Source organism: Neobacillus sp. NPDC058068, assembly GCF_042885335.1.
GTDB lineage: Bacteria > Bacillota > Bacilli > Bacillales > Cytobacillaceae > Neobacillus.
Window position 1 is genome coordinate 124,698 of the sequence record NZ_JBHVSI010000016.1, and the last position, 14,636, is coordinate 139,333.

The window sequence follows — 14,636 nt, forward strand, 5'->3', positions numbered from 1 at the left end:
TTTGATGGAGAGGTGCTGTTTTGTTATTGGAATGCCGAGCGCTTTAATATTCTCCTTTAATGACAAAAAACGAGCCTCGAATGGTTCCAGCTAACTTAGACTTCTGCCTAGCAAACTTAAACTTCTCTTCTAACTCCTTTGGTACCTCCATCCCCTCAGAAAGCTTAAAACCAACGGCCCGCTTCGGCTTAGGGTCATCAACCGTATACATGACGTTGATTGCAAGACCATCCTCATAAAAGACGTAGGCCATTTTGATATTTTCGACTTGAAAACGCGATGTTTCTAAAGGTTTGGCCGCAAACTCAATATCACGTTCTTCTTTCAAAATTCGGTTCACATAATCCAGAGTCTCCTGACTTTCGCTAGCTGGTACAACCGTAAATTCGTGCTTGTATTTGTTCATAAAGTAACGGGCTTCATTAGCACGTAAACCAGCAAGCGCTTCTGCTACAGGTGAAGACTCTAAACCAACCGTAGACACATTTTTGAAATCAACGATATAGGACATTTCCATTTCTCCTTTTAGCTCTTTATTTCCTAACAACAGGAATCCACATTTCACCAAAAATTAAGCCGTTTCGCTGCCCCATCTCAACCGCTGTATTTGGCCCACCAACATAGGCAACATTCTTTGCTTCTGGCAAGGCTTGACCAAAGGCAATGCCGGCAAGCGAATTGCTCAATTCATCAGCCGTCTTCGCTTCCCCTTTAACAACCAGGTATTCCCCTTTAGGAAATTGGATCACCCTGTCTGCTTCTGGTAGCGATGCATCCGTCATAACGCCGGCATAATGCATCATCTTGTTATTCACCGCTTCGTTCACGGCAAAAATGTAGTCATTTGCGGCTATGGCTTTTAAAGAATCAAGCGTTCCATCTTGTTTGACCGCCTGCCAAAAGTCTGCCTTTTCCTTGGTTATGCCAGCAAAGTCTGTATAATCGCTCTTAAGCTCAGTTCCAAAACCTAAGACGGTAAAGCTATCTTTTTCTTCTAGGGTATAATTTGCCATTTTCAAAACCTTCCTTTTTTTTAATTTATCAAATGATTTGTTTTTCCACTTGATGAGTTTATAATAACTTTAAATCATGTCAAAAAGTGATACTGTTTAGGAGGCCCCGATGAAAAAAGTTGAACGGATTAATACGATTATGCGGTATATCAACAATCGTGCCCACTTTACCATTTCTGAAATCATGCGAGAATTTAACATCTCTCGTTCGACAGCTATTAGAGATATCAGAGAAATTGAAGCCATGGGGATGCCACTTGTCGCTGAAGTTGGAAGGGATGGGGGTTATTTTGTCATGAACAACTCTGTCCTGCCCACTGTCCGCTTTACCGATAATGAGATTAAAGCTCTTTTTATTGCCTTTATGGCCACAAGAAATCAACAACTCCCCTATTTAAAGAGTCGTCAGTCGTTAGCGGAAAAATTACTAGGCCTCATCTCAAAAAACCAGCAAGATGACCTTGTTCTATTAAATCAAATCTTGCTTTTTGAAGGGACCAACCCCAATAATCCCGACTTACTCGAACTTTCAGACCTACCTCATCCTATTCTAGAAAAACTCATTCAAATCCTTCTTTTGGATAGCTACTTATTGATTACCATCAAAGAAGAGAAGGTAATAAGGTCTTATCCAATTTATCTTTTGCACCTTTATCGTGAAAAAGGCCTTTGGCTGATTGAGGGTTTTGACTTAAAGGAAGAAAAGAAGCAGATTTTTTCTGTCGACCATCTCACCGACGTCGAGCCTTTCCCTACGAAAAAAAGATTAAGTAAGAAAAAGATTTTAGAAAAACTAAGTAAGCAGGACGAAGTAATGAACATTGTCCTTGAGCTTGGTCCAAAGGCGATTGCCCAGTTCAAAAAATACCATCCTTTAAAAGTTTCAATTTCCTATACGAATCCTTACCAAACCACAGCCATTCTAAAGACTTTTATCAATGTTCATAATCCCGAAGAATTGACCGAAATAACAAATTGGCTACTTTTCCTAGGTGGGGATATTAAGGTCAGGGAAGTGCCAGAAGAAGTCTTAGAAGGTTTACAAGAGAGATTATGCTTATTTTGCCCATAAGCAGCGCTAGATAAAACCTAAATAATGGCATATTAATATTATAGGTAACAAGAATGGTACGCACTTTTGGTTTTTTGTTCAATTCAAAACTTAGCCTTTTCTTTTTGTTCGAATATCAAGGTTATTAGTATCAATTTAATCAATCTTTATTTTAAAGCAACAGTTTGATTAGTAAAATAAAATCCTTGTTTATGGAAACTTTTCCATTAGATTCAACGTATATACAAAATAAGGAGGGAGGAACTATTATGAGTACTTATGAATATGAAACAGTTAAAATCGAGAGTAAAGGTTTTGGGTACAACAACTGCTGTGTATTATACGTTTATGAAAGAAAATAAAACTACCATTTAATTCCATTGTTTTAGATAACTTTAGTAAAACGTTTGTTTACGAATAGGTTACTTTGGAATTCATTTAATTAAAAGGTTAAACTGCTATTCAAGTAACAGGTATATAGATGAAGATCTAGCTGCCATTTATGGCGGCTGTTTTTATTGAACTACGGGGAGATTAAGCTGTTAGCTTCTTCAATGGAATCCACAAATATTCCAGGAAAGTTAATTTTCTTTACACAATTTTCAACCTGCATTCTTGAAGCAGGAGAGGAAGGATTAATAATTATTATCTTTTTAAAATTAGCCATCCAATATAATTTTAAAACGAATTCGATATCATCCACCACATGACCAGCAACTTCTTCTTGTCCACGTCCATCTACTATTAATTTATAGCTTGAAGGGTTAATTGTATTTACGATTGTTTGAAACTCGCTTAAATACATTTTTGCATCTTCCACTTGGAAGAAGCCTTTTGCTTTTACAAAAAAAGTTCCATTTTCTTCATCCAAATCAAAGGAATATGGTTTAGCCATAGCTTTTATCCTCCAAAGCGCGAAAATACCCTAATTTGATACTATAATACATAAAACGACTCATTTCGACAATCCTTAAATTACTTTACTCCAATGGAAATGGAAAAGGCGTTATTTGAGTTTATGTTTTCCACGGGTTGTAGAATCGGTGAAATTGTTTCTTTCGACAAGAATTGCATTAAACTTTTTTGTTGACCTAAAGAAACAGGAAAGTTAAACAGGAAAAGTAAGGATATATGTGGAATAAAACTTATATTGAGATATTTTAAATTACTTGGGGGAACTATCTGTGATTGCATTTTTCTTTATTGGGGTTTTCTTAGTGCCACTTTTGTCCATTATGTTTTGTCTCAACTTAGTTTCTATACTGAAAAAAGTTAAGAATGATGAGAAAACTGCCGCTAATACATTCTGGCTTACAATATCATTTACCTTGATAATGTGGAGTATTGCAATGATCGCTTCGGCTAGTTCTTATTAAACGGATTGCGTTAGTAAAAAAGTGGGAAATCACTACTGTGGTCACCTTTCCTTGCTGAACTAATGGAACAGGCTAGTTCAAAAGCGGTATAGAATATAAATAAGAAAAGTAGCAGGGGGGAGGGGTTTTGTGGAAAATGATTTAGTTTTTAACATACCATCTTATACAGACGATAATTCAGCTTTTCCAAAACCTGTGAATAGGAATTATGACAATAAGAACGTTTAGATCATACATAAGGGGAGAATTGAATAATTTGAGATGGTTTCTTGCTATTCTATTTATTATGCTCGGAGCTTTTTTATTTTCATTAACCATTGATGATATAGGAAATATAGGTCATATAATTATGAAAATAATAGGATTTGGATGTTTTTTTATTGCTGGTTTTATTGTTAAAGGAAAAAAAGAAAAAAACAAACAATCATATTAGACGAAACGGGTGCTAGAGTTCAACAACAATTTAAGGTAAGGGTTTCGCCATTTTCTTATTAGACTATCGGGCCATTTAACGAATAAAATTTTAAGTAGCAGAATAATCTGCTTAAAAAGTGAAAGGAGATTCTAACATGGGGTTAGTCATGGGAATTGCGCCTGTTGTAATAGTGGGAGGAATTGTAGTATATGTAATTGAACGGCTTAAACATAAATATAACCAAGGCAACCTAGGTAAGAAAAAATCAAAAGGTGCTCAAGATTTATTAGATAGTTTAATACCAATGGGAATGCTTTTTGGTGGCGTTATTGGAGCAATTTTTGGGATGTTTTTCCCGATCTCTCTAGTATTTACAGTTAGTTTAGGAGCTGGAATTGGCTATTTATTTGGATTCTTTGCTTATGAAATTTATAGCAAGAAAGGAAACATTTATTTTCACTGATGAGAAAGAGGAATTATTAACAAAAAAACTATTTTTCGTCAGACTGAAAGCACCTAATTAGGTGCTTTCGAGTTTTCCTGCTGTTGAAACAAACTTTACGAAACAGCCCAAACTAGTAAGCTACAAATAGTGCGAATCAGGATACTAAATGCAGCTTATTTTCTTCACAATATAATTTAAAAACTCATTTTCATGAGACGAGTTTCAGACCTATTGCAGCACATAAAACCATAGCGATGAAAACTAATCTTTTCCAGTCCTTTGATTCGCCATATAAAAGCATTCCTAATATCGCTCCGCCAGATGCACCAATTCCTGTCCAAATTGCATAAACTGTTCCCATAGGAAGTGATTTCATTGCATAAGCAAGAAATAGAAAACTTGCTCCAAACCCGAGAAATAATAGAACTAATGATTGCCAATTACGGTCCTTATGCAATTTATTTATCATAGCAACACCAAACATTTCACATAAACCCGCTAAGATTAAAGAAATCCATGCCATTAGGATTCGTCTCCTTTCTGAACATTATCGTTTGTAACTAATTTCAAGCCAATTACTCCTGCTAATAAAAGTAAAATCAAAAGTACCTTTTCCACTTTAATTGGTTCGCCAAAGAATAGAATTTCTGAAAGGACAGTTCCTGCTGTACCTAATCCAACAAAAACGGCATATACAGTTCCTACGGGAAGTTTTCGTCCTGCCATAATCAAAATATAGAAGCTGATAATGATGGATATAATCGTTCCAGTCCAAGTCCAAAAGTCATCTGCGTGTTTCAATCCAATAACCCAAAATACTTCAAATAGAGCCGCAATAAATACTTTAATCCAGTTTGTATTCATTCGAACACACCTCCAATCATATTTTAACCAAAAAACAAAAAAGCCTGTAAGATAACTGTTAAACAGTTTCTCCCAGGCTTTTATCCTTCCGTGGCACAGCATAGCTGTGAGTTTTCTCTCGGACCAGACCAACAGTGACTGTTGCGGAACCCTAGAAAACATTCGATATATGCTATTACCTTGTAGTATACACATTTTTATATCATAGTCAATATTAGCTTTAAAGAACTTGTAACTAGTCCATTTTCATTAACCTTCATAGTCTAACATTGCTTCTTCAGCTTTCTTTTTATGTTCCTTCGTAATATATTTTTCTATCGTTTTGAGCGCCGCAAAAATGGCTGTAGCATCATCCGTAAATCCTAAAACTGGTATAGTATCGGGGATTACGTCAAATGGATTGATCACGTAAGCTAATGCTGCCAAGGCCACACCTTTTACCCATAATGGAGTTTTTTGATCAATCGCACAAAATACATGGCTACACTATCCATAACGAAAGGCACTTTACCGGCAATCCTTTTTGTTTTAGCCCAAAATCCCTTTTTTACGTATTTCTCATTTTTTTTTCTATTATATTGATGTTGGTCATCCTCTGGGTTGAAAAAATTAGTTTTCATCATGAAATGCCTCCTTATTTTACTAGTTTGGCGGGATAGAACTATAATACCCTCTACTTCCTATTTACCCTCTTTTACTCTAATCCATTTCTGAAAATTGTCCATGCAGAGCGTGCCCTTCTCCTTCTTCCTAGAATTTGATATGATAGTGGCACAATTTATCAACGAGGGGACTAGTCATGCAAAAACTTCAAAAAATTTCGGAACGCATCGTTTATTTGCCGCCGTATCAAGAAACCGATCGCCCTATTTTAGCAGCAGTGGTGGGGGAGGAACGCACATTACTCATTGATGCTGGGAATTCCTCCAGTCATGCACAGCTGTTTTTGGCGCAATTGGAGGAACTTCACATTAGGGGCGACCTTCTTGTGCTTACGCATTGGCACTGGGACCATGTTTTTGGTTTGAATGACATGCCAATGCCCGCCATCGCTTATGACAAAACACAAGAGAAAATCAAAGAATTACAGACGCTGTCATGGGAAGATGAATTCCTCGATCAGCGTGTGAAAGAGGGGACGGAAATTCCGTTCTGTGCGGATGCAATCAAAAAAGAGCTTGGTAAGAAGCGTGAAATCATTCTCCCTCTGCCAGAGATCACATTCGACAATCGCATGACAATCAACCTTGGCGGCGTGACCGGTATAATTGAACATGTCGGCGGGGACCATTCCGCAGACTCCTGTGTGATTCACATACCCGAGGAAAAAGTGCTGTTTCTTGGCGATTGTCTGTATGCAAATCTTTATTCGAAAAAATGGAGCTACACGATTGAGAAAACGCGGCGATTAATCGAGCAAATTGAAACATATGAGGCTGAAACCTTTTTCCTTTCCCATCATGAAGCGCCATTAACGAAAAAGGAATTCCAATCCATGCTTTACGTGCTGAAAAGTGCCGCAAACCTAACAGAAAAATTTAAAGGGGACAAGCAGGCAATTGCGGCAGAAATGTCGAAGGAACTTCAAAGAGAGTTAAATGAATTTGAGGCAGAGACAATTAAGTTTTTTGTGAATGGGTATGGGGAGTGAGAGGACACGATTCCTGTCCTCCCTTTTTTTAGATTTTGGCTGTGTTAAAGAACATTGTTGATTTTGAGCACAATGTTGATTGGAGTGGAAGGCGCGAGACTCCTGCGGGAGCAGCGGGACAGGTGAGACCCCGCAGGCGCTTAAGCGCCGAGGAGGCTCACCGCCCGCCCCGCGGACCGCTCGCGCCTGGAACGGAAATCAACATTCCCTTTTAACAAAGCCAAGATTTTTGTTGAGCAATCGCAAGTGGCGGTGTTTATGCGGATTGTTGAATTGTACAACTACGTAAAATCGAAGTAGAACCGTTCTACATAGATGTTATTTTTAGAAAATTAATAATCATATAAAGAGTTCGCCAAACAGCACGATAATAGATTAAAATAAATGAAACTGTCATTTTAGGAGGAACTTACTTACATGAGAGTAGCGATTGCACAATTATCCACAAGTGTTGATAAAACCGCTAATTTAGAGAAAGCGATACAGTACATTGCAAAAGCAAAAAGTTTGAGCGCGGATTTTGTTATCATCCCGGAATTTTATATGGTCCTGGCTACCCCTAAGTCTGGTGTATTGCCGGTTGATGCAGCTGAACCGTTGGATGGTCCGTTTGTTACTGCGCTTAAGGAGGCTGCCCGCGAAAACGAAATCTATGTCATTTGCGGCCTATATGAATCAAAACCAGATGATCAAAAGCGTGCCTATAACACAACTGTATTTATTGATCGTTCCGGACAGCTCGCCCATTCTTATCGAAAAACGCATTTATACGATGCCTTTAGTTATAATGAGTCTGAGACGATTATTCCAGGGGATAATCAATATCAAGTAGTAGAAACAGAGTTTGGAAAAATCGGTTTAATGGTTTGCTACGAACTACGGTTCCCCGAGATTGCCAGACAATTTGCCCTTCAAGGAGCAGATATCCTGTTTGTTCCTGCGGGTTGGGTAGCGGGACCGATGAAAGAGGACCATTGGCAAACGCTTATTCGTGCGCGAGCGATTGAAAATACGATGTTCGTCTGCGGAGCAAACCTTGTTGGCGATATTTTCTCCGGCCGCAGTATCATAGTCGATCCAATGGGTGTCATGCTAGCAAGCGCAGGCGAAGAAGAAACGTTAATTGTTTCCGATATTGACTTAGATCGAATCCAACGCGTCAGAGAAAAACTTCCTAGTGTAAGGCACCGGAAGCCGGAGTTTTACCGCTTATAGCTTGCCTGGCACGCCCCAAGAATTGTTGAAGAGTTTAGCTTGTTAACAGCTAAACTCTTTTTTTATTATAGGCTCTGTTATTATTCATTGTTGATTTTCGTGTAGGTATGAGAATTCATAGGCGGAGAATTTCCGGCTAATGTCTATAGAGGAAGCGTAAGAAGCTGATAGAAGCGGAGATATTCCGATTAACTGCTCTAAATTAGGCAAAAACCAACGATTTGGATTAGATAAACGGAAAAACTCCCTTTATTTTTAAGGAAATATGGGTATTTCCTAATTTAAACGGAAATTTTCCCTTTATTTTTCAAACACAGTGAAATCAACATTCAGTTATAACAGAACCTTATTATAAAGAATTTCGGGGTCAGATCCCCACCCTCCTGGCATTCTCCAATGAAAAAAATCCATGAGAACCGTCCCTGTGGGTTTATGACTTTCCGCTGCACAAATATGACTAAAGAAATGAGATTTGTCACTATATAGTATGTTTCAGGGGAATTAAAATAAATTTAGCTGGAAAATTATAGGTCTGAGGTCTTAGGTGATATTACACCAACTGCCCGATGTTGATCGTTACATGGAAAACTTATAATAGTCAGGTAGGATTATCCAGTAAACAAAACTAAGACATGAAAAACACAGGGGAATGGAAAAAAAGAGTACCTATTAACGGAGGGGAAGAGAGTAATGAAATCATGGATTAAATTTTCACTAAAGAATGCAGGGGTTATTTTTATTGCGATGTTAATGGTGGTTGCCGGGGGGATTTATTCAGTCAAAACGATGAAGATGGAGTCAATGCCTAATGTCGACATTCCATATATTGTCGTCCAGGTTCCTTATATTGGAGCCACGCCTGACCAAGGATTAGAGGATATTGGCAAGCCATTAGAATCGGCGTTGTCGGGGATAAAGAAGCTAGATAATTTGTATATTGAAGCACACAGTAATGTGGTCGTAGGGATTCTTGAATTTAATATGAGTAAGAATATGGACGAAGCGGAAAAGGATGTTACGACGGCCGTCGCTTCCATCAAGCTGCCAGCTGGTGCAGAAAAGCCTGCAATCCTAAAGGACGGCCCATCTGCTGCACCTGTATTTTCGTTTGCTCTTTCATCTGAAACAGCCAATCAATCGGACATGACCCAATTTATCAATGAGCGGATCAAGCCGGCATTGACAGGAATCGATGGAGCGGGAAGCATTGATATATCCGGTGAGACAGAAAAGGAAGTGGCAATCAAACTCGATCCGGAAAAAATGAAGCAGCGTGGAATCACGTATGAGACAGTCAAACAAACGCTTTTAGCGCACAATTTTTCATTCCCGGCGGGGCAGGTAAATGTTGAAGATAAAACCTTCAATGTGCAAGCCGATTTCAAGCTGGGCTCCGTTGAGGATGTTAAAAAAGTTCAAATTTTGGCTCAGGGACCTGCCGGAATGCAAAAACTAAGCTTGTCAGATATCGCGACCGTTAATTATAGCAACAAAAAGGAAACGGTCTACACTCGATTGAATGAAAAACCTGCCGTGCTTGTAGAAATGTTAGCAATCCCAGGCTCTAATACAGTGGAAGTAGTGGAGCAGGCAAAGGAAAAGCTGGATGCGTTAGACCTTCCGGCCGGCTACAAATTAACGAAGCTATTTGACACATCAAAAGAAGTAAAAACATCTGTTGATGGGATGCTGCGGGAAGTATTGCTTGGCACATTATTTGCTGTTATCGTCACGTTCTTATTCCTTCGTAATATAAGAGCAACGATTGTCGCCGTTCTGTCCATCCCGTTATCGATATTAGCCTCGATGATTACATTAAAATATTTGGACTATAGCTTAAACATGATGACCCTTGCTGGAATTGCTGTCGCCGTCGGGCGGGTGATTGATGATTCGATTGTCGTCATTGAAAATGTTTACCGGCGAACCTTATCTAGCCCTAAACGTGATGAAAGATTGGTGCTGACAGCAGCCAAAGAAGTAGGTGGGGCGATTACCTCTTCCACCCTGACGACGATTGCCGTATTCGGGCCGCTTTCCTTTGTTCCCGGGATTGTTGGCAAGTTCTTTGCTCCATTTGGGATCACGGTCATTGTGGCACTTGCGTTTTCCTTAATCGTGTCGTTAACCGTTGTGCCATTGTTGGCCAAATTATTTTTACTACGAATCAAGCACCAAGAGGTGAAAGAAACATTTTTTGAAAAAGCTTATAGGCATGTATTGTCATGGGTTTTAACTAAACGGGCGGTCACGATTGTGTTAGCGATAATCCTGTTTGCCGGTTCATTGGCATTAGTCCCATTGATCCCGCAGAATTTTTTACCGCAGGAAAAAGCAGTCTCCTATCGGTTAACAGGTGATTTACCAGCTGGAACTTCATTAGAAAAAGCAAACAAGATGGCGGTTAAAGTAGAAGACATTTTGAAAAATGAAAAGGATATTAAACATACGCAAACAATTGTGAGCGGGGAGCATATTCGTTTTTCAATTGATTTAAATGATGGCGTCACCAAAGAGCAAACAAATGAGTTTGAAAAAAGTGTAAGAGCAAAAGTAGAAAAATTGGACGATGAAATGCGGGTGGCGCTTTCTCCTGTTGGGATTATTGGAACAAGTGGTTTAGCGTTAATGGTCGAGGGCGGGAATGCCGAAGATTTAGAGACAGCCGGAAAAATGATTACCGAAAAAATTAAAGGTATTGATGGCTTAGAAAATGTGGAATCCAACCTCTCTGGAGTGAAAGAACAGCTCCAATTGAAAATCGATGATCAGCAAGCGGCAGAAAAAGGGTTAAGTCCGATTATGATTGCGGGATTTGTGAGAGAACTTATTGCCGGTGATCATGTCGCTGAGATGCAAGTTGAAGGAAAAACAACGAGTATCAATTTGTCATTGAATAGCACTTCCGAGGGCACCATCAATGATATTATGAGTCAAAAAATGACCAATCCGATCGGGCAGCAAGTAAGCCTTTCAGAAGTGGCGGCCCTGACGAAAACGCCAAGTCCTTCCGCGCTGTACCGTTTAAATCAGCAGTCATATGTGCAGATTACCGGGCGGATCACGACGGATAATTCTTCTGGCGTGCAGGCAGAGGTCGATAAACGACTGAAAACCTTAGATTTACCAAAAGGGATAAGCTATCATTCAGAAGGTCAAGCGCAAGCAATGAATGAAGGGTTTACCAATATGATGCTTGCCATGGCCGTTGCGGTTGTCCTAGTGTTTATCGTGATGCTGATCGCATTTGGGAATATGCTAATGCCAGTAGCCATCCTATCTTCGCTGCCATTCTTATTTTCAGGTGGATTGCTAGGATTATATCTGACGAATCAAGCACTTGGGATGCCGGCTTTAGTTGGGTTCCTGATGTTAATCGGTATTGTGGTCACCAATGCGATTGTCTTGATGGAGCGCGTGAAGCAGAATGAGAAGAAGGGCATGGCGGTCGGCGCAGCGCTACTTGAAGCTGGAAAAACCCGTCTCCGTCCGATTCTCATGACAGCTCTAGCAACAATCGGTGCCTTACTGCCATTAGCACTCTCAAGTGATGGCGGATTAATTTCACGATCGCTGGCGATTGTTGTTATTTCAGGGCTGCTGACATCTACTCTGTTAACCTTGGTGATTGTCCCGACAACGTATCATGTATTACATTCGGTAAAAGGGAGATTATCTCAGAAGAAAACGAAGAAGATGACTGAAAGGGAATCGGCGTAGATTTGAGTGGCGTCGGGGGGCACAACTTGTCCCCTTGTCCCTAGATACAAGAAGCCTGTAATCGTTAATTCTGATTAATTAACAATTACAGGCTTCTAATTTGTTTGATTGACCGGATTTAAAGTATTACAAATATAATGAATAGAGCAGCCAATGCGATTCGATAATAGGCAAAAACGGTTAAACCAATCTTTTCTAGTACTTTAATGAACACGATTGCTACACACATTGCTACTACAAATGCAGTGACAAAACCGATAGCGAACATAGGAATATCGCTCGTATGTAAGAAATGTAAACTTTTAATTAAATCCAAGCCTGTTGCACCGACCATAATCGGAAGTGCGACTAAAAAGGAAAATTCAGCTGCCGCTTTATGATTGGCACCAGCTAGTAATCCCCCTGATATGGTGGATCCAGCACGAGAAAAGCCAGGGATTACGGCTAAGCATTGAAATAGTCCAATCGTTAGAGCTTGTTTATAGCTCAGTTCATCAACTGTGGAGGAAACGAATTTCCCGTGTTTTTTTTCTGCAAATATCATCAAAATTGCTCCGGCTATAAGGCTGACTACCACAACATTAGGTGAAAAAAGTTGGTTTTTTATGAAGTTATGCAGCAATAGTCCTGCTATTGCAGCGGGTAGGACTCCCAAGATGATGTGAATAACGTCTAATTTCTTTTCTGGCTTTCCAATGGTACTGAAATTTAAAAGAGAAAGGTATCTTTTCCAATATAATACCAAAATAGCCAGCATCGAACCAAGTTGGATGATGACTTCAAACGTACTAGCCTTTTCACCTTCAAACCCTAGTAAATTACCAACTAAAATCATGTGCCCTGTAGATGAGATCGGCAAGAATTCAGTTAATCCTTCTACGATTCCTAATATAAAAGCAATAATATTTTCGCTCATGTTTATCGTTTAGCCCTCCATTTGTTGTCACATATTTTACATCAAGAAGAAACAGCTTTTTTTCGACAGATTTTCCAAAAATTCGAACACATGCTTAAAAATTATAGTATTTGAAGCTACATATTTCAACATTTATCGAAAAATTTTACACAAGTTTAATATTAAATTGATTATTATTATATAGGTAGATGATAAATAAGTGGGTGCAGCGAATGGACAGTCAAAATCGGAGATTTTTTTAGGAGAAAGTCCTTTTTATTTATAATTAAAGCACTTAAACAATAGAGGAAGGGGACAAGGTGCCTGTCCCTAATCCCTATGGAGCAATTTCAAAAATAGTGCCTTGGTTAAAATCAGTCGCTTTCATAGAGCCGTAAACGCCCAAATATAGTCTGGTTTGATCCAGATTCGTCCCCAAATTAACAAAATAAGCTGACCCGGACCCAAAGTTATAATCGGTTTCAATAACACTAAAATCATTTAGTTTACCATCTGTTCTGACTCTCGTATAAGCTAAAACCCCTCTAACCGGGGGTCTGAATTCTTCCTGTCTCGCAAGATCGGTAAACACAACGCTCCCCGTTAAATCGGGGATTCCATTTCCCATATAGGCTTGCACTCCTGTTAGTGCAGTTCCTCCAAACTTATCGCGCCGGGGATCTTTATGAAAATAACTAGTTAGAGGCGGAAGGCGCCACACTGATGTTTTTACTGCTTCATTGTAATAAACAATTGTTGTCTCATCCAAATTCGGATTTTCAGAGCAGCCCCTTATAATCGAAGTAGGAAAAGCACCTTCCCACCCGCGCCAGCCAAAGTTAATCAATCCTTCTTGGTCAGGTTCAGCGTTTCTTAAAGAAGCTTGAATTAGCTGGGTAACCGGGATTGGTTTGTAATGAACAAATGAAAAAATCGCCTCTGCCAGATCCTGTCCGACATTTCCCACATACTTGATATACTGATGGTAAAACCTTTGAAAAGATATGCCTGGTATATTACGGACCCCTTTGGCCATTACCGACAGCGTTTCCTGAATAGGTGCGGGCAGTTCATTAAAACGTGTGACTACTGGTGGATTATCGATAAATGAATTCTTAACTACGTCAATTTCAATTATCTTACCGGCAATTTCCATATCGTCCTGGCTTAAATTTAAATGATCATAGCCTGCTCCGCCATCTCCGGTTGTTAATACTAGTTTTCCTGTTTCAGGTGAAAAGTTTAAGCTATTGACACCATTATGATTGAAAAATGGCCTTCTTAAGTTAAGTAATGTCCGTCGTCTTTGCGGCTGCCCATTCGATTGTAAAATCCATTCTTCCACTGTATCAATATGATCATATTGGGTTTCTCTATTTGTCCACCTTAGGTTTAATGTTCCGGGATCACACGGGTTAGGCTTAAATTTTTCTGGGAGAGCACCTGGACCTTGTGTTCCAGCTACTGAATAATGAAGATAAAACAGACCGTTATACTGAAATTCGGGATGAAACGCTAGCCCAAGCAATCCCCGTTCATCATAGCCGGCACCAGAAACACCTGGTTCAGAAGTACCTAGTTTTATGATTCTCTGGCGAATATCTAAAAAACTCCTTAAACTTGAGTTTCTTATGTAAAAGATCTCTCCTACCTGGGTTGCAATAAATAAGCTTTCAGTTGAGTCACCCGGAAGGATAGTAGTTTTCAATACTGTGGGTAAATTTAACTTACTTACAATCGGCCGTAAACGAACCTTAACTTTTTTCACCTAACTTTCCACCCCTTCATATTCTTTTCTTCTATAAGAATATGATTAGAACTGTTCTATAAGTACCAAACTTATTGGCGGGCCGAGGGGGTGGGCGAGGGGACAGGCCTCGTCTCAATTGCTTTTTTCAGTTGGTGAGATTTCCATACTTGTGAGTGGATAGGGGAATGATTGATGGGCAGAGAACCATGGGGACGGTTCTAGCGGCTTTTTCTTAACCATG

At 39.4% G+C, this 14,636-nt stretch carries 15 protein-coding genes and 1 riboswitch; of the genes, 6 read left to right on the plus strand and 9 right to left on the minus strand.

What is annotated here, in order from left to right; all coding sequences use genetic code 11:
* Positions 1-43: 43 nt before the first annotated feature.
* Positions 44-511 carry a phage tail protein gene (locus tag ACFVSW_RS18945; protein ID WP_387318183.1) on the minus strand — a complete coding sequence of 156 codons (468 nt, stop codon included), beginning with the start codon at positions 509-511 and terminating at the stop codon, positions 44-46.
* Between the two features lie 22 nt (positions 512-533).
* Positions 534-1,013, minus strand: a complete 480-nt coding sequence (locus ACFVSW_RS18950; protein ID WP_387318184.1) for a GyrI-like domain-containing protein — start codon at positions 1,011-1,013, stop codon at positions 534-536.
* A 109-nt stretch (positions 1,014-1,122) separates the two neighbouring features.
* Between ACFVSW_RS18950 and ACFVSW_RS18955 the strand changes: the two genes are divergently transcribed.
* A complete protein-coding gene (locus tag ACFVSW_RS18955) occupies positions 1,123-2,085 on the plus strand; it encodes a helix-turn-helix transcriptional regulator (protein WP_387318185.1) in 963 nt (320 codons plus the stop codon).
* A gap of 502 nt (positions 2,086-2,587) precedes the next feature.
* On the opposite strand, the gene ACFVSW_RS18960 is transcribed toward ACFVSW_RS18955, so the two are convergent.
* Positions 2,588-2,959 carry a hypothetical protein gene (locus tag ACFVSW_RS18960; protein ID WP_387318186.1) on the minus strand — a complete coding sequence of 124 codons (372 nt, stop codon included), beginning with the start codon at positions 2,957-2,959 and terminating at the stop codon, positions 2,588-2,590.
* Between the two features lie 737 nt (positions 2,960-3,696).
* Here ACFVSW_RS18960 and ACFVSW_RS18965 point away from each other — a divergent pair.
* Both ACFVSW_RS18965 and ACFVSW_RS18970 read left to right on the plus strand, forming a co-directional pair.
* Entirely contained in the window at positions 3,697-3,873 is a 177-nt protein-coding gene (locus tag ACFVSW_RS18965; RefSeq protein WP_387318187.1) for a hypothetical protein, read from the plus strand.
* 136 nt (positions 3,874-4,009) lie between these two features.
* Positions 4,010-4,318 carry a hypothetical protein gene (locus ACFVSW_RS18970; RefSeq protein ID WP_387318188.1) on the plus strand — a complete coding sequence of 103 codons (309 nt, stop codon included), beginning with the start codon at positions 4,010-4,012 and terminating at the stop codon, positions 4,316-4,318.
* A gap of 190 nt (positions 4,319-4,508) precedes the next feature.
* Here ACFVSW_RS18970 and ACFVSW_RS18975 read toward each other — a convergent pair whose 3' ends face one another.
* From ACFVSW_RS18975 to ACFVSW_RS18990, 4 genes are all read right to left on the minus strand, one after another.
* Positions 4,509-4,823, minus strand: coding sequence for a DMT family transporter (locus ACFVSW_RS18975; RefSeq protein ID WP_387318189.1), 315 nt, complete (start codon positions 4,821-4,823; stop codon positions 4,509-4,511).
* Positions 4,823-5,164 (minus strand): DMT family transporter, encoded by a 342-nt coding sequence (locus tag ACFVSW_RS18980; RefSeq protein WP_387318190.1) that lies wholly within the window; start codon positions 5,162-5,164, stop codon positions 4,823-4,825. The genes ACFVSW_RS18975 and ACFVSW_RS18980 overlap by 1 nt, the downstream gene beginning before the upstream one ends.
* 67 nt (positions 5,165-5,231) lie before the next feature.
* A riboswitch (guanidine-I (ykkC/yxkD leader) is annotated at positions 5,232-5,330 on the minus strand.
* Positions 5,331-5,413: 83 nt separating this feature from the next.
* On the minus strand, positions 5,414-5,590 hold the full coding sequence (locus ACFVSW_RS18985) for a YkvA family protein (RefSeq protein WP_387318191.1): 177 nt from the start codon (positions 5,588-5,590) through the stop codon (positions 5,414-5,416).
* An 11-nt stretch (positions 5,591-5,601) separates the two neighbouring features.
* A complete protein-coding gene (locus tag ACFVSW_RS18990) occupies positions 5,602-5,787 on the minus strand; it encodes a hypothetical protein (RefSeq protein WP_387318192.1) in 186 nt (61 codons plus the stop codon).
* Positions 5,788-5,963: 176 nt separating this feature from the next.
* On the opposite strand from ACFVSW_RS18990, the gene ACFVSW_RS18995 reads away from it, so the two are divergent.
* The 3 genes from ACFVSW_RS18995 to ACFVSW_RS19005 all read left to right on the plus strand — a co-directional run bounded on the left by ACFVSW_RS18995 (position 5,964) and on the right by ACFVSW_RS19005 (position 11,750).
* The gene (locus tag ACFVSW_RS18995) at positions 5,964-6,815 is read left to right on the plus strand and encodes an MBL fold metallo-hydrolase (RefSeq protein WP_387318193.1); all 852 of its coding nucleotides are present in this window, start codon (positions 5,964-5,966) and stop codon (positions 6,813-6,815) included.
* Positions 6,816-7,232: 417 nt separating this feature from the next.
* Complete coding sequence (locus tag ACFVSW_RS19000) at positions 7,233-8,030, plus strand: carbon-nitrogen hydrolase family protein (RefSeq protein WP_387318194.1); 798 nt, start codon at positions 7,233-7,235, stop codon at positions 8,028-8,030.
* A gap of 690 nt (positions 8,031-8,720) precedes the next feature.
* Positions 8,721-11,750, plus strand: coding sequence for an efflux RND transporter permease subunit (locus ACFVSW_RS19005; RefSeq protein WP_387318195.1), 3,030 nt, complete (start codon positions 8,721-8,723; stop codon positions 11,748-11,750).
* Positions 11,751-11,868: 118 nt separating this feature from the next.
* Here the strand turns inward: ACFVSW_RS19005 and bacA are convergent, their stop codons facing one another.
* Positions 11,869-12,666 carry an undecaprenyl-diphosphate phosphatase gene (bacA, locus tag ACFVSW_RS19010; protein ID WP_387318196.1) on the minus strand — a complete coding sequence of 266 codons (798 nt, stop codon included), beginning with the start codon at positions 12,664-12,666 and terminating at the stop codon, positions 11,869-11,871.
* A 316-nt stretch (positions 12,667-12,982) separates the two neighbouring features.
* The gene (locus ACFVSW_RS19015) at positions 12,983-14,413 is read right to left on the minus strand and encodes a PQQ-dependent sugar dehydrogenase (protein WP_387318197.1); all 1,431 of its coding nucleotides are present in this window, start codon (positions 14,411-14,413) and stop codon (positions 12,983-12,985) included.
* Positions 14,414-14,636: the final 223 nt, after the last annotated feature.

Coding starts and splice junctions, on each gene's coding strand:
- ACFVSW_RS18945 (WP_387318183.1), bottom strand. CDS start 511: ATGTCCTATATCGTTGATTTCAAAAATGTGTCTACGGTTGGTTTAGAG.
- ACFVSW_RS18950 (WP_387318184.1), bottom strand. CDS start 1,013: ATGGCAAATTATACCCTAGAAGAAAAAGATAGCTTTACCGTCTTAGGT.
- ACFVSW_RS18955 (WP_387318185.1), top strand. CDS start 1,123: ATGAAAAAAGTTGAACGGATTAATACGATTATGCGGTATATCAACAAT.
- ACFVSW_RS18960 (WP_387318186.1), bottom strand. CDS start 2,959: ATGGCTAAACCATATTCCTTTGATTTGGATGAAGAAAATGGAACTTTT.
- ACFVSW_RS18970 (WP_387318188.1), top strand. CDS start 4,010: ATGGGGTTAGTCATGGGAATTGCGCCTGTTGTAATAGTGGGAGGAATT.
- ACFVSW_RS18975 (WP_387318189.1), bottom strand. CDS start 4,823: ATGGCATGGATTTCTTTAATCTTAGCGGGTTTATGTGAAATGTTTGGT.
- ACFVSW_RS18980 (WP_387318190.1), bottom strand. CDS start 5,164: ATGAATACAAACTGGATTAAAGTATTTATTGCGGCTCTATTTGAAGTA.
- ACFVSW_RS18990 (WP_387318192.1), bottom strand. CDS start 5,787: ATGATGAAAACTAATTTTTTCAACCCAGAGGATGACCAACATCAATAT.
- ACFVSW_RS18995 (WP_387318193.1), top strand. CDS start 5,964: ATGCAAAAACTTCAAAAAATTTCGGAACGCATCGTTTATTTGCCGCCG.
- ACFVSW_RS19000 (WP_387318194.1), top strand. CDS start 7,233: ATGAGAGTAGCGATTGCACAATTATCCACAAGTGTTGATAAAACCGCT.
- ACFVSW_RS19005 (WP_387318195.1), top strand. CDS start 8,721: ATGAAATCATGGATTAAATTTTCACTAAAGAATGCAGGGGTTATTTTT.
- bacA (WP_387318196.1), bottom strand. CDS start 12,666: ATGAGCGAAAATATTATTGCTTTTATATTAGGAATCGTAGAAGGATTA.